Below are 19,805 nucleotides of genomic sequence, written 5' to 3' on the forward strand. Positions count from 1 at the left end.
GCCAAAGCACACAGGATTACAAGCCATAGCTGCAAAAGCTCTTGAAGCCTGCAAGCCCTTCCCGTATCATTCGCCGCCATGAAACAATCCGCCTCCTGCGCACAACCGGCTACCGGCCGCCTGAGTATTATCGGCAGCGGTCCCGGTTCCCCCGCCCACCTGACTGACGCCGCCCGCTCCGCCATCGCCGACGCCGACATCCTGGTGGGATACGGCCCCTACATCGACCAACTGGGCGATCTGGCCCAGACAAAAGAAGTGCTCACCTCCGGCATGACCCGGGAGATCGACCGCTGCCGCCTGGCCATCGAACGGGCCCGCCACGGAAACCGGGTGGCCCTGATCTCCGGCGGCGATGCCGGCATCTACGGCATGGCCGGCCTCGTGTTCGAGCTGCTGGCGGCCGAGGGGGATACCCGGCTGGCAGTGGAAGTCATTCCCGGGCTTTCCGCCCTGCAGGCGGCAGCCTCCCGCCTGGGGGCGCCGCTCATGCACGACACCGCCATCATCTCCCTGTCCGACCTGCTCACCCCCTGGGATACCATCCGGACCCGGCTGGCCGCCGCCGCGGCCGCCGATTTCGTCATCGCCCTCTACAACCCCCGCAGCACCCGCCGCACCAGCCAGCTTGAAGAGGCGCGGCGGCTCTGCCTGCTGCACCGTCCCGCCGCCACGCCGGTGGGAATCGTCCGCAACGCCTGCCGCCCCGACGAGGAGGTGGAGGTGACGACGCTTGGCGAACTGCTTTCCTGCACAGTGGATATGTCCACCCTGGTCATTATCGGCAACAGCAGCACCTTCGTGGATGGGGCCGGCCGAATGGTCACCCCCCGGGGCTACGAAAACAAGCGGGAGTTTGCCGGGACAGGGCAAAGCACCGAAACGGCAGCACCGGAACCGCCGTCCCGCACCGCCTCCCCTGCCGCGCTGATGGTGGTGGGCACCGCCTCCGACGTGGGCAAGTCCGCCATCACCGCCGGGCTCTGCCGCCTGCTGCTGCGCCGGGGTCTGCGGGTGGCGCCGTTCAAATCCCAGAACATGGCCCTAAACGCCGCCGTAACCCCGGAAGGGGGCGAAATCGGCCGGGCCCAGGCCTCGCAGGCCGTTGCCTGCCGCATCCCCCCCCACACCGACATGAACCCGATCCTGCTCAAACCCACCACCGACACCGGCAGCCAGGTGATCGTGCAGGGCACGGCGGTGGGGGTCATGGCGGTGGCCGAATACGACCGCTACAAACCGGTTGCCTGGGAAAAAGTGCAGGAAAGCCTGGAGCGGCTGCAGCAGCGCAGCGACTTCCTGGTCATGGAAGGGGCCGGCTCCATTGCCGAGATCAACCTGAAGGACCGGGATATCGCCAACCTGGCCGTGGCAAGACTGGCCGGCAACGCCCCGGCCATCCTGGTGGCGGACATCGAACGGGGCGGGGTCTTCGCCCAGGTGGTGGGGAGCATCGAACTGCTGGAGCCGTGGGAACGGGACCTGATCAAGGGGGTGGTGATCAACCGCTTCCGCGGCGACCCGGCCATTCTGGAGCCGGGGCTCAAGTTCATCGAGCAGCGTTGCGGCATCCCGGTGCTGGGGGTGGTCCCCTGGCTGCGGGATCTGGCCCTGCCGGCGGAGGATTCCCTGGCCCTGCCGCCCACCGACGACGGCAACCGTCCTGCTGACCGGCTCTGCGTGGGGGTGCTGCGGTTGCCCCGCATTTCCAACTTCACCGATTTCGAACCGCTGATCCGGGAGCCGGACCTGCGGCTCTGCTACCTGGAACGGCCGGAGCAGCTGGCCGGGCTGGACCTGGTGATCCTGCCGGGGAGCAAGGCCACCATGGCCGACCTGGCCTGGCTGCGCGACCGCGGCTTCGACCGCGCCCTGAACAGCTTCGGCGGTATGATCCTGGGGGTCTGCGGCGGCTACCAGATGTTGGGCGAACTGCTGCAAGACCCCGATGGGGTGGAGTCGCTCGCTGCCACGGCCACCGGCCTGGGACTGTTGCCGGTCCATACCGTGCTGCTGCCGGAAAAAACCACCCGCCTCACCACGGCGAGCCCTGCCGCCGGTGCCGCCCTGGCGGCCCCGGGCTGGCACCAGCCGGTACAGGGCTACGAAATCCACGCCGGTATCAGCCGGATCATCGGTGCCGCCGAACCGTTCCTTCGGCTGGACCATGAAGCGGACGGCGCCGTTTCCGCCGACGGCCGGATCGCGGGAAGCTACCTGCACGGCCTGTTCGACGACCCGCCGCTGCGGGAAGCCCTGCTCAACCGGCTGCGCCGGGCCAAGGGACTGCCGGAGCGGAATGCCGCGCCGCCGCCGCCGGATCCCTACGACCGGCTGGCCGACCACTTGGCCAGTCATCTGGACATCCCCCGGCTCTTGGCCATCTGCGGCCTTGCCTGATGTTTCTCCCCACCCCGGAACTGCTGGCAGCAGCCCTGCTGCTGGACCTGCTGCTGGCCGACCCCCGCTGGCTCCCCCACCCGGTGGTGGGGATCGGCCGGTTGATCGCCCTCCAGGAACGGTTCTACCGGCGCCTGGGGCTGGACGGCTACGGCGGCGGCCTGCTGCTCTGCTGCCTGACCGTACTGCTGACCGTTGCGGCCGCAGCAACGCTGCTCCGGCTGCTGCAGCTCCTCTCGCCGTTGCTGGCACAGGCCGCCGGCGTTCTGCTGGCTTGGACCTGCCTGGCGGCCCGCTCGCTGCACCGGGAATCGGCCCTGGTGGTGGCGGCCCTGGAGCGGGACGACCTGGCGGCGGCCCGCCAGTTGCTCTCACGGATTGTGGGACGGGACACGGCGGACCTGGACCGGGAGGCGATCCTGCGGGCCGTGGTGGAGACGGTGGCGGAAAACAGCTCCGACGGCATCATCGCGCCGCTGTTCTGGCTCACCGTGGCCGGACCGGTGGGGGGGCTGGCCTACAAGGCGATCAACACCCTGGACTCCATGGTGGGATACCGTAACGAGCGCTACGACCGCATGGGCTGGGCCTCGGCCCGGCTGGACGACCTGGCCAACCTGTTGCCGGCCCGGCTCACCGCCCTGCTGATGGTGGCCACGGCGCCGCTGGTCGGACTCTCCGCGGGCAACGGCTGGCGCATCTGGCAACGGGACCACGGCAACCACCCTTCCCCCAACAGCGGCCACCCGGAAGCGGCGGCGGCCGGGGTACTGGGGGTGCGGCTGGGTGGCGGCAGTTTTTACGGCGGCGTTTTCAAGGACAAACCGTGCCTGGGCGACCCGGCGCGCCCCCTCGACATCGCCGCCTACCGGGGAGCGGTGCGGCTGATGTACGCCGCCACCATCGCCATGACGCTGTTGGGCATTGCATTTCTGACGGTTTTGCAGTAACGGACTGATACCATGACCAGCACGAAGATCAAACTGACACACCTCGTCAAAGCGGCCGGTTGAGCGGCTAAACTGGGCCCGGAGGGCCTGGCCGCCGCATTGTCGGGACTGCGCCGTTCCGACGACCCCCGCCTGCTCGTGGGACCCGAGACGTCCGACGATGGGGGAGTCTATTGCCTGACGCCCGACCTGGCGCTGGTGGAGAGTTGCGACGTGATCACCCCGCCGGCGGACGATCCCCGGGCCTTCGGCAAGATCGCCGCCGCCAACGCCCTGTCGGACATCTACGCCATGGGAGGTCGGCCGGTCACCGCCATGAACCTGGTCTTTTTCCCGGCCTGTTCGCTGCCGCCGGAGGTGCTGGCCGAAATCCTGGCCGGCGGCCAGGAGATGCTGGACGAAGCCGGCTGCTGCCTGACCGGCGGCCATACGGTGGAGGATGACGAACTGAAGTTCGGCCTGTCGGTGACCGGCACCGTGCACCCGGCAGCCGTACTGCGCAACAGCACCGCCCGCCCCGGCGACCTGCTGGTGCTGACCAAACCGCTGGGCAGCGGCATCATCGCCACCGCCGTCAAGGGAGAGTTGGCCACACCGGAGCAGGAAGCGGAGGCGGTGGCCTGGATGTCGCTCCTGAACCGCCGTGCCGCCGAGCTGATGCTGCGCCACCGCCCAAGCGCCTGCACCGACATCACCGGCTTCGGTCTGATCGGCCACTGCTGTGAAATGGCCAAGGGTGCCGGGGTGACCATCCGCCTGGACCACGCCGCCATCCCGCTCATGGGCGGCCTCTCCGGCCTGATCGCCGACGGCATGGTGCCGGCCGGCTGCTACCGCAACCGGGACTGCTACCTGCCGGACATCGACAGCACCAGCCTCGTGCCGGATTTACTGCTGCCGCTGTTCGATCCCCAGACCTCCGGCGGCCTGCTGATCTCCTGTGCCCCGGACGACGCCGCGGCCTTCCTGGCGGACGCCGCCGCAGCGGGAGTCTTTGCCCGCCCCGTCGGTGCCGTTCTGCCCGGACGCGCCCAGCCGGTTCTCGTGGCCTGAAAGCGCGTGTTGTATACGATTCAGCTGTTCAAAAGCTCTTGGCAGTACGATGCGACCATGGTACAAATGCAGGCGTTCTATTCCGCCATCCACGCAGTTTCCGTTCATTAAGCCAGAATCCACTATACGAATGAGGGTACCGTCATGGCCAGAATCACGCGGGCGCTGATCAGCGTTTCCGACAAGACAGGCATTGTTGAACTTTCACAGGCACTCGCCGCTTACGGCGTGGAGATCCTCTCCACCGGCGGTACCGCCAAACTGCTGCGGGACGCGGGGCTGACCGTCAAGGACGTCTCCGAATTCACCGGGTTCCCCGAGATGCTGGACGGCCGGGTGAAGACCCTGCATCCCAAGGTGCACGGCGGCCTGCTGGGAATCCGCTCCAACCCGGAGCACCGGGCAAAGATGCAGGAACACGGCATCGAGCCGATCGACATGGTGGTGGTGAACCTCTACCCCTTTGAAGCCACCGTGGCCAAGCCTGACTGCACCCTGGAAGATGCCATCGAGAACATCGACATCGGCGGCCCCACCATGCTCCGCTCCGCGGCCAAGAACAACCGGGACGTCACCGTGCTGGTGGATGCCGCCGACTACGCCGCAGTGCTGGAGGAGATGAAAGCCACCGGCGGCAGCGTCTCCGAAGCCACCAATTTCCGCCTGGCGGTCAAGGTGTACCAGCATACCGCCGCCTACGACGGTGCCATTTCCAACTGGCTGGGGGCCCGCTTGGGGAGTGAACCGACGGAATACCCGGAAACCTTCACCCTGCAGGTCAAGAAGGCCCAGGATCTGCGCTACGGCGAAAACCCGCACCAGTCGGCGGCCTTCTACATCGAGCGGGGCATCACCGAGCCCTGCGTCTCCAATGCCGTGCAGCTGCAGGGCAAGGAGCTTTCCTTCAACAACATCATCGACCTGGACGCCGCCATCGAGACGGTCAAGGAGTTCACCGGCAAACCGGCCGCAGTCATCATCAAGCATACCAACCCCTGCGGCGTTGCCCTGGGAGACTCCCCCCTCTCCGCCTACCTGAAAGCCCGAGAGTGCGATCCGGTATCGGCCTTCGGCGGCATTGTCGGCTTCAACCGCACCGTGGACGCCGCTGCGGCCAAGGAACTGACCTCCACCTTCCTGGAGGCGGTCATCGCACCCGGTTACGACGAGGAAGCCCTGGCCATCTTCACCGCCAAGAAGAACGTGCGGGTCATGCAGGTGCCGCTTTTGGGCGACCAGCTCCAGACCGGCTACGACCTGAAGCGGGTGGTGGGCGGCCTGCTGCTGCAGGGACGGGACCTGGGCATGGTCAACGCCACGGACTGCAAGGTGGTCACCAGCCGGGCTCCCAGCACCACGGAACTGGAGGCCCTTGATTTTGCCTGGCGGGTCTGCAAGCACGTCAAGTCCAACGCCATTGTCTTCACCAGCAAGGACCAGACCGTCGGTATCGGTGCCGGCCAGATGTCCCGGGTCGACTCCTCCAAGATCGCCGTCCAGAAGGCGCTGCTCCCCACCCAGGGAACGGTGCTGGCCTCCGACGCCTTTTTCCCGTTCCGGGACGGGGTCGATGCCGCGGCTGAAGCCGGTGTCACCGCCATCATCCAGCCGGGCGGCAGCGTGCGGGACGAAGAGGTGATCCAGGCGGCCAATGAGCACGGCATTGCCATGATCTTCACGTCGATGCGACACTTCAGACATTAACAAATTCTTGAATGACCCATGGGTTGCTCAAAAATAGTCAGATCGTCGCACCCGCAGAAAAGTCCCGCGGAGGCGTAGCAGCGCTACGCCGCACAAGGGGTTTTCGAGGACGGCGGCGAGATGGCTGTTTTTCAGCAACCTATTCATAAGAGGTGAACAGTATGAAAGTTCTGGTTGTGGGCGGCGGTGGCCGCGAACATGCCCTGGTCTGGAAAATCGCCCAGTCGCCGCTGGTGACCACGGTGTTCTGTGCGCCGGGCAACCCCGGCACGGCGGGTCTGGCCACCAACCTGCCGATCGCCGTGGATGAGATCGACAAGCTGCTGGGATTTGCCAAAAAGGAAGGGATCGACCTGACCGTGGTGGGTCCCGAACTGCCCCTGTCCCTGGGGATCGTGGACCTGTTCCAGGAATACGGCCTTACGGTGTTCGGTCCCAGCCGGGCCGCTGCCCGCATCGAGGCCAGCAAGGCGTTCTCCAAGGACCTGATGAAGAAGTACGGCATCCCCACCGCGGCCTACGACGTCTTCACCGAAATCGATCCGGCCCTGGCCTTTATCCGCGCGACCGGCGCGCCGATCGTGGTCAAGGCCGACGGTCTGGCCGCCGGCAAGGGGGTAGTGGTGGCCCGCACCGAGGAGGAGGCTGAGGAGGCCGTTCGGGAGATGCTCTCCGGCAACGCCTTCGGCTCCGCCGGTTCCCGGGTGGTGATCGAGGAGTTTCTGGAGGGGGAGGAGGCGTCCTTCCTGGCCATCACCGACGGCAAACAGGTCATTCCCCTGGCCTCGGCCCAGGACCACAAGGCGATCTTCGATAACGACCAGGGCCCCAACACCGGCGGCATGGGGGCCTATTCGCCGGCTCCGGTGGTGACCCCCGACGTGCATGCCGTTGCCATGGCCGAGGTGGTACAGCGGGCGGTGGACGGCATGGCTGCGGAAGGCTGTCCCTACCGCGGTATTCTTTACGCCGGCCTGATGGTGAAGGACGGCCGGGTCAAGACCCTGGAGTTCAACGCCCGCTTCGGCGACCCGGAATGCCAGCCGCTTTTGATGCGGATGCAGTCGGACATCGTACCGCTGTTGCTGGCGGTGGCGGAAGGGGACCTCTCCGGCAAGGAGATTCAGTGGCATGACCAGGCGGCGGTCTGCGTGGTCATGGCCGCCGAAGGCTACCCCGGCGATTACCCCAAAGGAGACGTGATTACCGGAATTGAGGCAGCAAACGCCGGTGAGGGGACCACCGTCTTCCACGCCGGCACCGCCGAAAGGGACGGCGCCATTGTCACCAACGGCGGCAGGGTGCTGGGGGTCACTGCTCTGGGGGACACCGTTGCCGAAGCCATACAGCGGGCTTACCGGGCGGTGGACCTGATTTCCTGGCGGGGCGAGCAGCACCGCGGCGATATCGGCCAAAAGGCGCTCAACCGCTAACTCCTTGCCATTGGTACGCAATATGCTTGACATGGCGCAACGGGCTGTGATTTAGTTCCAGCATATTTTGTTTACACTTATTTAAGGAGGTAGTTTCAATGAAAAAGATCGCTCTGACCCTGATCGCCCTGATCGCTTTTTCCGGCGCCGCGTTCGCCGCTGCTCAGGACAGCTATGAGTACAAAGGCGGCAACATGGGCAAAGTAGCCTTCCCCCACAAGAAGCATATGGCGCTGGGCTGTGCCAAGTGCCATGAAGGCGCCCCCAAGAAGATCGAGATCAACAAGGGCGTTGCCCATGACCAGCTCTGCCTCAAGTGCCACAAGGCCGAGAACAAGGGCCCCAAGGGCTGCAAGGACTGTCACAAGAAGTAAGGCGCACACCATAGAGGTCGGGAAAGGGCGACGGACAACCGTCGCCCTTTTCTTATTGCCGGCAGCTCCGACGAACTTCGCGGCATACTTCCCGCACTTCCAGCCGTTTCACCGATGGTTCCGGCAGCAGGCCCGGCCAAAAAATGCTACCAATTCACAGGCTGATATTGTATAAAGTTCCCTTGTCTTCAAGACTGAAAAGGTCGTAAACAAACCGGCCTTTGCCATCTCATTGCCACGGAGTACCCACCTTGAGCACGAACAATCAGCGCAGCTTTGTCCAACGCCTCTGGGACTTTTTCTGTTCCCTCAAACTAACCCTTTTCCTGCTGATCACCCTGGCCGTCACCTCCATCATCGGCACCATCATCCCCCAGTATCCCAACATTGACGAACGGTACTGGGCCACCATCAGCGCCGGCAAAAAAGCCCTGTACGAAAGCCTCGGCTTTTTCGACATGTACCACTCCTGGTGGTTCCTGGCATTCCTGACCCTGTTCAGCATCAACCTGATCACCTGCTCGATCCAGCGCCTGCCCCACGTCTTCAAGTTCGTCAGTGAGCCGCTGCTGGTGTTGCCGGAGGCCCAGCAGAAGATCTTCCCGAACAGCGACCTCAAACTTTCCACCGGCCTGGAGGAAAGCAAGGAACGCCTGGCTGCCTTCCTGTCCGCCGAGTTTGCTACCCCGGTGATCACCAAGGTGGAGCATCAGTACCACCTCTTCGCCCAAAAGAACGCCTGGTGCCGCCTGGGGGTCTACATCGTCCATTTCAGCATCCTGGTGATCTTCGTCGGCGCCATGATCGGCAATCTGTTCGGCTACAAGGGATTCGTCGCCATCGTCGAGGGCGAGACCGTCAACAGCATCCAGCTGCGCAACGGCAAGACCGCCCCCTTGGGTTTTGAAGTCCGTTGCGACCAGTTCACGGTCAGCTACTACGATGCTCCCGGTGGCGGCGGCCCCAGCAAGATGCCCAAGGAGTTCAAGAGCATTCTGACCGTTACGGAGAACGGCGCGGAAGTACCGAACTACAAGCACGTCCGTCTGGTGGTCAACGATCCGATGACCTACAAGGGGATCACCTTCTACCAGTCCAGCTACGGCCAAGCCAACGACCCCAGCACCTTCTTCTTCACGGTGCGGGACCGCACCAGCGGCAAGACCGAACAGCTGGCCCTGCGCCCCGGCGTCCCCTCCCGCCTGCCCGACGGCCGCAGCGCCTCCATCGTCGACCTGACCGACAACCCCGGCGAAGGGTTGGCGGCAGTGCTCTCCGTAGGCAGCCAAGGGGGGCAACCGAACTTCTTCAAAGTGTTCAGGGAGAACCCCACCCTTGACGACCTGCGCGGCGACCGCCTGATCTTCTCCTTCACCGGCACCGACGCCCGCCAGTACACCGGCCTGCAGGTCAACAAGGACCCCGGTGTCTGGGTGGTCTGGACCGGCTGTATCATGATGTGCGCAGGCCTCTGCGTCGCCTTCTTCATGTCCCACAAGCGGGTCTGGATTGTCCTTTCCAACGGCCATGCCCGGATTTTCGGCAACGCCAGCAAGAACCAGCCTGCCTTCAAAACCGAATTCGAAGCCCTGACCGATAAGCTGCACAGCCAGAACATCTAACGAGGGAACCGCCTATGCTGAGTGCAAAACTGTTCAACATCACCACCATTTTCTACATGGCCTCCACCCTGGCCTTCCTGGGGTACCTGGCCGGTCGCAATAAAAACGTCGGCCTGGGCGGCGTCGTCCTGGCCTGGGGCGGTTTTGCCATCCACACCGCCGCCACCCTGCTGCGCTGGAAGGAATCCTACGACATCGGCCTGGGACACGCCCCGCTCTCCAACCTCTACGAGTCGGTGGTCTTCTTTGCCTGGAGCACCGTGCTGATTTTCGGGCTGATCGATGCCAAGTACAAGTACCGGGTCATCGGCGCCTTTGTCATGCCCTTTGCCCTGCTGGCCATGGCCTGGGGCCAGCTGTATCTTCCCACCGACATCAACCCGCTGATGCCGGCCCTGCAGAGCAACTGGCTGCTCTACCACGTGCTGACCTGCTTTCTGGGCTATGCCGCCTTTGCGGTGGCCTGCGGCGTCTCCATCATGTACCTGATCAAGGCGAAGAACGAGGAGAAGGGGACGGCGGCAGCCGGCAGCGTTGTCTCCCAGTTCCCGCCCACCAAGGTGCTGGATGAGCTGAACTACAAGGCGATCATGATCGGCTTTCCGCTCTTGACCCTGGGGATCATCACCGGCGCGGCCTGGGCCAACTACGCCTGGGGCACCTACTGGAGCTGGGACCCGAAGGAGACCTGGTCCCTGATCGTCTGGTTCATCTATGCTGCGTTCCTGCACGCCCGCTTCACCAAGGGGTGGGTGGGCAAGCGGGCCGCCTGGCTCTCCATCATCGGTTTTGCCGCCACCATCTTCTGCTACCTGGGGGTGAACCTGCTGTTGTCCGGTCTGCACAGCTACGGCGGTATGAATTAACGGGAATTATCTTTTTCCTCCCCGCCTCACCGAGGAGCGAAACACGTTCAGGAAAAACCGGGGTCACCCGGTTTTTCCATTTGCGGCAGCATCATGATTTCTTTTTCCATTGTGATACCGGTTAAACCCGGGGTGGTCCCGCAGGCGGTCAAGCGGCTCTCCCCCCTTGCCCAGTCCCGCGAGGCCCTGGAACTGCTGGTGGCCGAGGGGACCTGCCCCAGCCGCCAGCGCAACGAGGCGGTGCGGCAGGCACGAGGCGAGATCGTCTACTTCCTGGATGACGACTCCCTGGTGCCCCCCGACTGCTTGCAACGGCTGGCCGGTCATTTTGCCGACCCCGCCGTGGCGGCGGTGGGGGGGCCCTCCCTGACTCCGACCGACGACTCCCTGCTGCAGCGGGCCATAGGCGCGGCGCTGGCCTCACCCCTCGGCGCCGGGGGCGTCTGCAACCGCTACCGCAGCACCGGCACGGTCCGGCGCACCACGGAACGGGAACTGATCCTCTGCAACCTGGCGGTACGGCGCGAGGTTTTTCTGGCCTGCGGCGGCTTCGACGAGCGGCTGTACCCCAACGAGGAGAACGAGTTCCTCGACCGGCTGGCGGCCACCGACAGCCTGCTGCTGCACGACCCGCTGCTGACCGTGCAGCGCAGCCAGCGGGCAAGCCTGACCGCCTTTTTGTACCAGATGTTCCGCTACGGCCGGGGCCGGGCCCAGCAGACCCGCATTGCCGGCGTCACGGGAATCATGCCCTTCGCCCCGCTGCTGCTGCTGCTCTACCTGCTGTCGCTGCCCCTGCTGTCGCTGCCCCTGCTGTCGCTGCCCCTGCTGTCGCTGCCCCTGCTGTCGCTGCCCCTGCTGTCGCTGCCCCTGCTGTCGCTGCCCCTGGTGTCGCTGCCCCTGGTGTCGCTGCCCCTGGTGTCGCTGCCGTTGTGGCGTATTCCGTTGCTGCTCTACGCCGGCATACTGCTGGCAGCACCGCTCTTTGCCGATCGCAATACCCACGGGAGACCGGCGCTCCTGGCGCTGCCGCTGCTGATCCCCCTGCTGCATCTCGCCAACGGCGCGGGGCTTTTGGCCGGGTTTCTGCTCCCCATGCCAAAACGGCCATGCTATAAGGAGGGAGCGGTGACCATTCGCCGCATCCCCTGTACCGGAGCCCCCTGATGGATCTGAGCATCGTCATACCGATCTACTACGAAGAAGAGAACATCCGCCCCCTCTACCGCGCCGTGACCGAAACCCTGGACCCCACCGGCCTGAGCTACGAAATCATCGCCGTGGATGACGGCTCCGGCGACGGTTCCTTCGGCATTCTGAAGGAGCTGGCCCTGCAGGACTCCCGGCTGCGGGTGATCCGCTTCCGCCGCAACTTCGGCCAGACCGCCGCCATGTCGGCGGGGTTCGAGGCGGCCCGCGGTGCGGTTATCGTGCCGATGGACGGCGACCTGCAGAACGATCCCGCCGATATCCCGCTGTTGCTGGCAAAGATCCGGGAAGGCTACGACGTGGTCTCCGGCTGGCGCCGGGACCGCCAGGACGCCTTTGTCAGCCGCACTCTCCCCTCCCGCATCGCCAACGGCCTGATCTCCCGCATGACCGGCGTGCACCTGCACGACTACGGCTGCACCCTCAAGGCCTACCGCCGGGAGGTGCTGGAGGGGATCGGTCTGTACGGCGAAATGCACCGGTTCGTGCCGGCCCTGGCCTCGCGGGTGGGAGCACGGGTGACGGAGCTGCCGGTGCGCCACCACCCCCGGCGCTTCGGGCAGAGCAAGTACGGCATTTCCCGCACCATGCGGGTGATCCTGGATCTGATCACGGTCCGCTTCCTGCTCTCCTACGCCACCAAGCCGATCCAGCTCTTCGGCAAGTGGGGGATCTACTGTTTTCTCATGGCCTGCGGCAGCGGCGGCGCCACCCTGTACATGAAAATTTTCGGCGGCCACAGCATGAACCGCAACCCGCTGCTGATCCTCACCGCGTTCCTGCTGTTCATGGGGGTGCAGTTCATCGCGCTGGGACTGCTGGGAGAGCTGAACGCCCGCACCTGGTACGAATCTCAGGGGAAGCCGGTCTACGCGGTGCGCGAACGGCTGAACGAACCGGATGACCAAGCCTGACCGGCCGCTGCACATCCTGATGCTGGCCCCCACCCCCTACTTTTCCGACCGGGGGTGCCATGTCAGGATATACGAGGAGGCCCGGGCCCTGCTGGCCCTGGGGCACCAAGTGCGGATCGTCGCCTACCACCTGGGCCGAGACCTGCCACCGGTGCCGGTGGACCGCACCCTCGCCGTCCCCTGGTACCGCAAACAGGGGGCCGGCCCCTCCTGGCACAAGCCGTACCTTGACTTGCTGCTGCTGCTGACGGCGCTGCGGGTGGCCCGCGACTTCCGCCCGCACCTGATCCATGCCCACCTCCATGAAGGGGTGCTGGCGGGCTGGCTCCCGGCCAAGCTCCTGCGGCTCCCGCTGCTCTTCGACTACCAGGGGAGCCTCACCGGCGAATCCCTCAACCACGGCTTTTTCCGGCCCGGTTCCCTGCTGCACCGCTGCTTCGGCGCCCTGGAACGGCTCATCACCCGGCTGCCCGACCACACCATCACCAGTTCCACCCCCGGCCTCCATGAACTGCGCCAACAGTGGGGCGTTGCCGCGGAACGGGTGACGCCGCTGCCCGACGGGGTGGATACGGACGTATTCCGCCCCTTCCCCAGGGATGAGGCCCGCAGCCGTCTGACCGCACTGCTGGGATCACCGCCCCTGCCGCCGGAGCCGCTCATTGTCTACCTGGGGCTCCTGAACAGCTACCAGGGGATCGACCTGTTGCTGGAAGCGGCCCTGCTGCTAAAGCAGCGGTCCATTCCGTTTCAGCTGGTACTGATGGGGTTCCCGGACGAAGCGTACCGCCTCAGGGTTGAAGAACTGGGACTCGATTCGCAGGTCCGTCTCACCGGCCGGATCGACTACGCCGAGGCAGCGCTGCTCCTTTCCGCCGGTGACCTGGCGGTCTCCCCCAAGCTTTCCGTCACCGAGGCCAACGGCAAGCTGCTCAACTACATGGCCTGCGGCCTGGCCACGGTCTGCTTCGACACTCAGGTCAACCGTGAGCTGCTGGGGGAGGACGGCTGCTATGCCGCAACCATCTCGGCCGCGGCCCTGGCGGACCGCCTGGCAGCGGCCCTGGCCGATCCGGCGGCGTTGCGGGAAACCGGCCAACGGCTGCGGCAGCGGGCCATCGAGCAGCACGCCTGGAGCCGGCGGGGGCAACAGCTGGCTGCCTGCTACCAAAAACTGCTCACCGCTGTATTTCCATGATTGCAAAACAGCCCGCACTGCGTTACTGTTCACCCCATGAACGAGAAAAGCACCGGATCACTTGACACCTACACCATTTTTCGCCTGCTCTGCACCCTGGCCGCCGACGGCTCCCTCTCGCAACGGGATCTGGCCCGGCGCCTTGGTTGCGCCCTGGGGTTGGTCAATGCCTACCTGAAAACCGCCGCCACCAAGGGATGGATCAAGGCCAGGGAGCTGGGGGGCAACCGCAGCGCCTACCAGGTCACCGCCAAGGGGAACAACGAGCTGCGTCGCCTGGCGCTGCAGCATGCCCGTAACCTGGACGACCTGTTCAGCATCGTTGCCGACGAGTACCAGCGCGCCATCCAGCCCCTGCACGACGAGGGGGTGGAACGGGTGGCCCTCTGCGGCCTGGACGGGGTCAGCATCATCCCCTGGCAGGCACTGCAGGAAGCGGGGATCGACGTCACGGTGGTCATGGACAGCCAGGGGATCGGCCGCCGCTTCATGGGCAAGGAGGTGGTATCCCTGGCCCATGCCCTGCTGGGGGGGCGCTACCGGGTGGTGATCGGCTCCCTGAACCGCGCCGAGCAGCTCCACCAGGCCCTCTGCGACCTGGGGGTCGACGCCGACACCATCGTGGTTCCTCCCTCCTTCCTGGGGAAACGCTCATGAAGCGCGACAGCCGCATCTTCGTGGCCGGACACCGGGGCATGGTGGGTGCCGCCATCGTCAGGAAGCTCGGGGCTGCGGGCTTCACCAACCTGATCCTGCGGGACTCCCGGCAGCTTGACCTGCGGGACCAGGCCGCCGCCACCGCCTTCTTCGCCGCAGAGCGTCCCGAGTACGTCTTCCTGGCCGCGGCCCGGGTGGGGGGCATCATCGCCAACAGCACCCGCAAGGCTGAGTTCATCTACGACAACCTGATGATCCAGACCAACATCATCCACGCCGCCCGCCAGCACGGCGTCGCCCGCCTGCTCTTCCTGGGCAGCACCTGCATCTACCCCAAGTTCGCCCCCCAGCCGATCAAGGAGGAACACCTGCTGACCGGCCCCCTGGAGCCCACCAACGACGCCTACGCCATCGCCAAGATCGCCGGCATCAGCATGTGCCGCTCCTACAACCAGCAGTACGGCACCCGTTTTCTCTCCGCCATGCCCAACAACCTCTACGGCCCCGGCGATAATTACGATCTGACCGGCTCCCATGTGCTGCCGGCCCTGCTGCGTAAATTCCATGAGGCCAAGGCAGCCGGCGCCCCCACCGTGACCGTCTGGGGCACCGGCACGCCGTTGCGGGAGTTCATGCATGTGGACGATCTGGCCGATGCGTCCCTTTTTCTGATGACCCTGGACGAGGCGCGCTACGACGACCTGCTGGCCCACCCGGAGGCGCCGGCCCTGATCAACGTCGGTTCCGGCCAGGAGATCAGCATCGGCGACCTGGCCCGGCTGGTGCAGCAGGTGACCGGCTACACCGGCGAGATCGAGTTCGACCGCTCCAAGCCGGACGGCACCCCCCGCAAGCTGGCCGATTCCTCCCGGCTGCACGCCCTGGGCTGGCACCACCGCATCTCCCTTGAGGAAGGGGTGCGGGACGCCTACGGCTGGTTCCTCGATCATGTCGCAGCCCCCTCCTGAGCCTCGGGGCCTGCCCCGATTTCTGCCTGCCTCCCTCCGCAACCGCATTGCTCCGCTCCTCGCGGCCCCCGGTTTCAGCAACACCCTCTGGCTGTTCGGCGACCGGCTGCTGCGGATGGGGGTGGGGCTGGTGGTGGGGGTCTGGGTGGCCCGCTACCTGGGACCGGAGGGGTACGGCCTGCTCAGCTTTGCCGGCTCCTACGTGATGCTCTTCTCCGCCCTGGCCCTCTTCGGCCTGGAATCCCTGGTGGTGCGGGAACTGGTGACCCGCCCGGACCAGCGGGAGGCGATCCTGGGCACCACCTGCCTGATCCGCTGCGCCGCCGGTCTGGCCGCCTACCTGCTGGCCCTGCCCCTGCTGCTGCTGATCCGTCCCGGCGATAGCGCGGCACTGCTGCTGACGGCCCTTCTGGGCAGTTCCCTGCTGTTTCAGTCCCTGGAGGTCATCGATCTCTGGTTCCAGTCCAAGGTACGCTCCCGCTTCAGCGTCTGCGCCCGTAGCGTCGCCTTCCTGCTTTCTTCCGGCGCCAAGCTGGCCCTGGTGTTGAGCAAGGCGTCACTCACCGCCATCGCCGTGGCCACCGCCGCCGAAGCGCTGCTGACCGGCCTGGGGCTGATCGTGGCCTACCGGATGGCCGGGGGATCGTTGCGGGCCTGGCGCTGGGACCGCGGACAGTTCAGCCGCCTGGTTACCGGTGCCGTGCCGATGCTCCTCTCCGGGGTGGTGCTGATGATCTACCTGCGGGTGGACCAGGTGATGCTGGGGGCCCTGGCCGATGCCGGTCAAGTGGGGCAGTACGCTGCCGCGGTGCGGATCGCCGAACTCTGGTACTTCGTCCCCGCCGCCATCGTCTCCTCGGTCTTTCCCGACCTGGTGCGGGTGCGGGAACAGGACCCGGTGCTGTTTCAGGATAAACTGCAGCGTCTTTACAACCTGCTGGCCTTTCTCGGCTACGCCGTGGCCCTGCCGGTGACCCTGCTGGCCCCCTGGCTGGTGCGCCTGCTGTTCGGCCCCTCCTATCAACCGGCGGCGCCGCTTTTGGCGGTGCTGATCTGGGCCGGCCTGTTCGCCAATATCACCGTGGTGCGCAACGCCCATTTCATCGCCCTTGAATGGGGCCGGTCCCTGCTCTGGGCCACCACCGCCGGGGCCGCGGCCAACGTGCTGCTCAACCTGCTGCTGATCCCCCGCTACGGCGCCATGGGGGCCGCGCTGGCCACCTGCCTTTCCTACTGGATCGCGGCCCACGGCGCCTGCTACGCCGTGCCGGCCCTGCGGCCGGCCGCCGCCATGATCCTGCGGGCCCTGCTGCTGCCCCGTTGGTGGCGGAACCACCCTGTCCACGGAGACTCCTGATGCGCGCCCTTCTGCGATTCCTGCGCGGCTACCGCTGCTGCCGGCGGATGCTGGCAACGGTGGACCCGGTCCTGCGGCATGATTACTCCCACCTGAGCAACCGCATTGTCGAGCGGGAGCCCTACCTGCTGGAACTGGCCCGCGGCAGGCGGGTGCTGCATTTCGGCTTCCTCGACTCCATCTTCCTGGAGCGCAAGCTTGCCGAGGGGAGCCTGCTGCACAGCCGCCTGGGACAGGTGGCCCACCGGGTCTGCGGCGTGGATATCGAGGCAGCCCTCTTGGAGCGTTACCGGGAACTCACCGGGGACCAGGACAACCTGCTCTGGGATATCGCCGACACCACCGTGCCCGAGGGGCTGCGGGAGGGCTTTGATCTGGTGCTCTTCCCCGAAGTGCTGGAACATGTCCCCAACCCCGGCCTGGTGCTGAGCAACCTGGCAACCCTCTGCCGCCTGAACCGTGCCCGGCTCTGCCTGACCCTGCCCAACGCCTTTGACATGTACGGTTTCATGGCCGCCATGCAGGGGGTGGAACTGGTGCATCCCGACCACCTCTACACCTTCACCCCCCGCACCCTGACCCGGCTGGTGCAGGCTTCCGGGCTTCGCCTCAGCGAGCTCTGCTTCTACAACTTCGGCTCCGATCTGGCGCCGGGGCTCACCAAAGCCGGCATGATCGCCCTCTGCGAACCGGTGGAGGGGTGATGCACCGCCACGCCCCGCTCATGGGCCGCCGCATCGTCATCCTGTTCGGTTCCCTGGAGATGGGGGGGGCGGAACGGCAGGGACTGCTGCTGGCCGACCACCTGCAGCGGATTGAAGGTGCCGCGGTCCAGGTCTGGGGCCTGGGGGCGGGCCACGCTGTTGCGGAACAGTGCGACCGCCTGGGGATTCCCTGGCGCTTACTGCCGCTGCACTGGGGACCGCGCCGACGCCCGTTGCACCTGCTGCGTCTCGCCCGCGCCCTGCGGCAAGCCCGGCCCGATATCCTGCTCCCCTACACCAAAGTCCCCAACCTGGCAGCGGCCCTGCTCCGCCCCTTGAGCGGCGCCCGGCTCTGCGTCTGGAACCAGGCCGACGCCGGCCTGCTGCTGCCCCCCACCCTGCTGCACCGCTTCGCCATCGGCCGGGTGCGCCACTTCATCGCCAATGCCACTGAGGGGCGCGAGTTTCTGCTGAAAACCTTCAACCTGCCGCCGGATGCGGTGCGACTGATCGAAAACGGCGTGGCCCCGGCCCCGCCGCTGCTGGACCGGGCCGCCTGGCGGCAGCGGCTGGCTATCGATGCCGCAGCGCCGGTGGCGGTGATGGTGGCGAATTTGAGCCGCTACAAAGACCACGCCACCCTGCTGGCGGCGTGGCAGGTGCTCCCCCCTGCCGCTGCCGACGCAGTGCTGGTGCTGGCGGGCCGGCTCGACGACCGGGCCGGGGTGTTGCAGCGTCAGGCCGATGAGCTGGGGATCAGCAGCCGGGTCCGGTTTGCCGGCAGCGTGGCCGATATCAGCGGTCTGCTGTCTGCTGCAGATCTCTGCGTGCACAGCTCCCGCAGCGAAGGGATACCCAACGGCGTGCTGGAGGCGATGAGCTGCGGCCTGGCGGTGGCGGGCAGCGACATTCCCGGCCTGCGGGACGCGGTGGGGGAGGACGGACTGGCGTTCCTGGCGCCTCCGGGCAACCCGGCGGCCCTGGCGGACCGCCTGGCACGGCTTGTGACCGATTCGGACCTGCGCCGCCGCCAGGGGGAGCTGATGCGTGAGCGGGTGCAGCAACGGTTCAGTGCGGAGCGGATGTGCCGGGAAACCGTGGCCTGTCTGGTGCAGGCCCTGGGGGAGGCACCATGATCCGACTCCTCTTGCTGCTGACCCTGCCCCTGGCTGCCCTGGGCAAACTGGTGGGACGACTGCTTCCCCTGGACAACCCCGGCGGCCTGTTCTTCATCATCCCCTTCTACCACACCGGCGGCGCGGAGAAGGTGCATGCCGACATCGCAGCCTGCTGCGCTCCGGAACGCCCGTGGATCTTCTTTGCCCACCGTTCGCGGGACACCGCCTTCCTGGCCCGGTTCAGGGCCGCTGCCCGCTGTTTCGACATCCCGCTTCTTCTTAAGTACACCTTCCCCTTCAGTGTCGGGGTCATGGCCGGACTGATCTCCCGCCACCCCGCCCCGCGGCTGTTCGGCTGCAACTCCCTCTTCTTCTACCTGCTGCTGCCCCATCTGGCGCCCCACGTCCGGGTCATCGACCTGCTGCACGGCCTGGGGGGGGGAGCGGAGCGGTTCGCCCTGCCGGTGCTGGAGCGGATCGACCAGCGGGTGGTGATTTCCCCCGGCGTCCGGGAGGAACTGCTGGCCTTCTACCGGGCCCATGGGGTCTCCCCGGCCCTGGATGACCGGATTACGGTCATCTCCAACCGGGTGAGCGTAGCGCCCGCCCTGCCGGACAAAGCAACAGAGGGGCCGCTTACGGCCCTGTTCGTGGGACGGGGCAGCGAAGAGAAGCGGGTCCACCTGATCGCCCGGGCGGCCCGGCGCTGCCGGGAACTGGGGGTGGCGGTAGAGGTGACGCTGGTGGGGGATGTTGCGGACCGGTTGACCCGGGAGGAGCGGGCAGCCTGCCGCCTGACCGGACCGATTGGCGACGAGGCGGCACTGACGCGGCTCTACCGGCAGTCGCACCTGGTGCTGATCAGCTCCAGCCGGGAGGGGTTTCCCCTCACCCTGATGGAGGGGATGGCCCAGGGGTGCGTACCGGTGGCCACTGCGGTGGGGGGGATTCCGGACCATATCCGGCACCTGGACAACGGCTGGCTGCTGCCGGCAGAGGATGAGGAATCAGTGGTGGCGGGGCTGGTGGCTGCCCTGCGGCAACTGGCGGAGGAGCGGCAGCTCACGGCCCGACTGGCCGCGGCTGCCTTCGCCTCTGCCCACGCGCAGTTCGGGGGGGAGCGGTTCTGCGCCGACTACCGGAGACTGCTGCAACTTCCCTGAAGACCGTTCTGCACTGCGATGGCACCGGGATGACGCGGGTGCGGCGGATGTGCACGGATGTTAACCCTTGTTGTTTGAGGGTATCCGCGCTCAATCCGCGTCATCCGCGGCCCAT

At 66.3% G+C, this 19,805-nt stretch carries 17 protein-coding genes; all 17 read left to right on the top strand.

What is annotated here, in order from left to right; genetic code table 11:
- The first annotated feature begins 78 nt into the window (after window positions 1-78).
- The 17 genes from RAK07_RS10620 to RAK07_RS10700 all read left to right on the top strand — a co-directional run bounded on the left by RAK07_RS10620 (window position 79) and on the right by RAK07_RS10700 (window position 19,690).
- Complete coding sequence (locus RAK07_RS10620; RefSeq protein ID WP_305732806.1) at window positions 79-2,400, top strand: cobyric acid synthase; 2,322 nt, start codon at window positions 79-81, stop codon at window positions 2,398-2,400.
- A complete protein-coding gene (gene cbiB, locus RAK07_RS10625; protein ID WP_305732807.1) occupies window positions 2,400-3,350 on the top strand; it encodes an adenosylcobinamide-phosphate synthase CbiB in 951 nt (316 codons plus the stop codon). The genes RAK07_RS10620 and cbiB overlap by 1 nt, the downstream gene beginning before the upstream one ends.
- A gap of 12 nt (window positions 3,351-3,362) precedes the next feature.
- Window positions 3,363-4,403: a selenide, water dikinase SelD gene (gene selD / locus RAK07_RS10630; RefSeq protein ID WP_305732808.1), complete on the top strand. Its 1,041-nt coding sequence runs from the start codon at window positions 3,363-3,365 to the stop codon at window positions 4,401-4,403.
- A 144-nt stretch (window positions 4,404-4,547) separates the two neighbouring features.
- A complete protein-coding gene (gene purH, locus RAK07_RS10635) occupies window positions 4,548-6,107 on the top strand; it encodes a bifunctional phosphoribosylaminoimidazolecarboxamide formyltransferase/IMP cyclohydrolase (RefSeq protein WP_305732809.1) in 1,560 nt (519 codons plus the stop codon).
- 161 nt (window positions 6,108-6,268) lie between these two features.
- Window positions 6,269-7,540, top strand: coding sequence for a phosphoribosylamine--glycine ligase (gene purD, locus RAK07_RS10640; RefSeq protein ID WP_305732810.1), 1,272 nt, complete (start codon window positions 6,269-6,271; stop codon window positions 7,538-7,540).
- A 98-nt stretch (window positions 7,541-7,638) separates the two neighbouring features.
- Window positions 7,639-7,914, top strand: a complete 276-nt coding sequence (locus tag RAK07_RS10645) for a cytochrome c3 family protein (protein WP_305732811.1) — start codon at window positions 7,639-7,641, stop codon at window positions 7,912-7,914.
- 251 nt (window positions 7,915-8,165) lie between these two features.
- Window positions 8,166-9,536, top strand: a complete 1,371-nt coding sequence (resB, locus tag RAK07_RS10650; RefSeq protein ID WP_305732812.1) for a cytochrome c biogenesis protein ResB — start codon at window positions 8,166-8,168, stop codon at window positions 9,534-9,536.
- 14 nt (window positions 9,537-9,550) lie between these two features.
- Entirely contained in the window at window positions 9,551-10,402 is an 852-nt protein-coding gene (gene ccsB / locus RAK07_RS10655) for a c-type cytochrome biogenesis protein CcsB (protein ID WP_305732813.1), read from the top strand.
- 93 nt (window positions 10,403-10,495) lie between these two features.
- Window positions 10,496-11,569 carry a glycosyltransferase gene (locus RAK07_RS10660; protein ID WP_305732814.1) on the top strand — a complete coding sequence of 358 codons (1,074 nt, stop codon included), beginning with the start codon at window positions 10,496-10,498 and terminating at the stop codon, window positions 11,567-11,569.
- Complete coding sequence (locus tag RAK07_RS10665; protein ID WP_305732815.1) at window positions 11,569-12,525, top strand: glycosyltransferase family 2 protein; 957 nt, start codon at window positions 11,569-11,571, stop codon at window positions 12,523-12,525. The genes RAK07_RS10660 and RAK07_RS10665 overlap by 1 nt, the downstream gene beginning before the upstream one ends.
- Window positions 12,512-13,723 (top strand): glycosyltransferase family 4 protein, encoded by a 1,212-nt coding sequence (locus RAK07_RS10670; protein ID WP_305732816.1) that lies wholly within the window; start codon window positions 12,512-12,514, stop codon window positions 13,721-13,723. Before RAK07_RS10665 ends, RAK07_RS10670 begins: the two co-directional genes overlap by 14 nt.
- Window positions 13,724-13,759: 36 nt before the next feature.
- Window positions 13,760-14,380 carry a winged helix-turn-helix transcriptional regulator gene (locus RAK07_RS10675; RefSeq protein ID WP_305732817.1) on the top strand — a complete coding sequence of 207 codons (621 nt, stop codon included), beginning with the start codon at window positions 13,760-13,762 and terminating at the stop codon, window positions 14,378-14,380.
- A complete protein-coding gene (locus RAK07_RS10680) occupies window positions 14,377-15,348 on the top strand; it encodes a GDP-L-fucose synthase family protein (RefSeq protein WP_305732818.1) in 972 nt (323 codons plus the stop codon). Before RAK07_RS10675 ends, RAK07_RS10680 begins: the two co-directional genes overlap by 4 nt.
- The gene (locus tag RAK07_RS10685) at window positions 15,329-16,705 is read left to right on the top strand and encodes a flippase (RefSeq protein WP_305732819.1); all 1,377 of its coding nucleotides are present in this window, start codon (window positions 15,329-15,331) and stop codon (window positions 16,703-16,705) included. The genes RAK07_RS10680 and RAK07_RS10685 overlap by 20 nt, the downstream gene beginning before the upstream one ends.
- Window positions 16,705-17,409, top strand: a complete 705-nt coding sequence (locus RAK07_RS10690; protein WP_305732820.1) for a class I SAM-dependent methyltransferase — start codon at window positions 16,705-16,707, stop codon at window positions 17,407-17,409. The genes RAK07_RS10685 and RAK07_RS10690 overlap by 1 nt, the downstream gene beginning before the upstream one ends.
- On the top strand, window positions 17,409-18,545 hold the full coding sequence (locus RAK07_RS10695; protein ID WP_305732821.1) for a glycosyltransferase family 4 protein: 1,137 nt from the start codon (window positions 17,409-17,411) through the stop codon (window positions 18,543-18,545). Before RAK07_RS10690 ends, RAK07_RS10695 begins: the two co-directional genes overlap by 1 nt.
- Window positions 18,542-19,690, top strand: coding sequence for a glycosyltransferase family 4 protein (locus tag RAK07_RS10700; RefSeq protein WP_305732822.1), 1,149 nt, complete (start codon window positions 18,542-18,544; stop codon window positions 19,688-19,690). Before RAK07_RS10695 ends, RAK07_RS10700 begins: the two co-directional genes overlap by 4 nt.
- Window positions 19,691-19,805: the final 115 nt, after the last annotated feature.

It is taken from the genome of Trichlorobacter ammonificans (assembly GCF_933509905.1).
Taxonomy (GTDB): domain Bacteria; phylum Desulfobacterota; class Desulfuromonadia; order Geobacterales; family Pseudopelobacteraceae; genus Trichlorobacter; species Trichlorobacter ammonificans.

Coding starts and splice junctions, on each gene's coding strand:
- RAK07_RS10620 (WP_305732806.1), top strand. CDS start 79: ATGAAACAATCCGCCTCCTGCGCACAACCGGCTACCGGCCGCCTGAGT.
- cbiB (WP_305732807.1), top strand. CDS start 2,400: ATGTTTCTCCCCACCCCGGAACTGCTGGCAGCAGCCCTGCTGCTGGAC.
- purH (WP_305732809.1), top strand. CDS start 4,548: ATGGCCAGAATCACGCGGGCGCTGATCAGCGTTTCCGACAAGACAGGC.
- purD (WP_305732810.1), top strand. CDS start 6,269: ATGAAAGTTCTGGTTGTGGGCGGCGGTGGCCGCGAACATGCCCTGGTC.
- RAK07_RS10645 (WP_305732811.1), top strand. CDS start 7,639: ATGAAAAAGATCGCTCTGACCCTGATCGCCCTGATCGCTTTTTCCGGC.
- ccsB (WP_305732813.1), top strand. CDS start 9,551: ATGCTGAGTGCAAAACTGTTCAACATCACCACCATTTTCTACATGGCC.
- RAK07_RS10660 (WP_305732814.1), top strand. CDS start 10,496: ATGATTTCTTTTTCCATTGTGATACCGGTTAAACCCGGGGTGGTCCCG.
- RAK07_RS10665 (WP_305732815.1), top strand. CDS start 11,569: ATGGATCTGAGCATCGTCATACCGATCTACTACGAAGAAGAGAACATC.
- RAK07_RS10670 (WP_305732816.1), top strand. CDS start 12,512: ATGACCAAGCCTGACCGGCCGCTGCACATCCTGATGCTGGCCCCCACC.
- RAK07_RS10675 (WP_305732817.1), top strand. CDS start 13,760: ATGAACGAGAAAAGCACCGGATCACTTGACACCTACACCATTTTTCGC.
- RAK07_RS10680 (WP_305732818.1), top strand. CDS start 14,377: ATGAAGCGCGACAGCCGCATCTTCGTGGCCGGACACCGGGGCATGGTG.
- RAK07_RS10685 (WP_305732819.1), top strand. CDS start 15,329: ATGTCGCAGCCCCCTCCTGAGCCTCGGGGCCTGCCCCGATTTCTGCCT.
- RAK07_RS10690 (WP_305732820.1), top strand. CDS start 16,705: ATGCGCGCCCTTCTGCGATTCCTGCGCGGCTACCGCTGCTGCCGGCGG.
- RAK07_RS10695 (WP_305732821.1), top strand. CDS start 17,409: ATGCACCGCCACGCCCCGCTCATGGGCCGCCGCATCGTCATCCTGTTC.
- RAK07_RS10700 (WP_305732822.1), top strand. CDS start 18,542: ATGATCCGACTCCTCTTGCTGCTGACCCTGCCCCTGGCTGCCCTGGGC.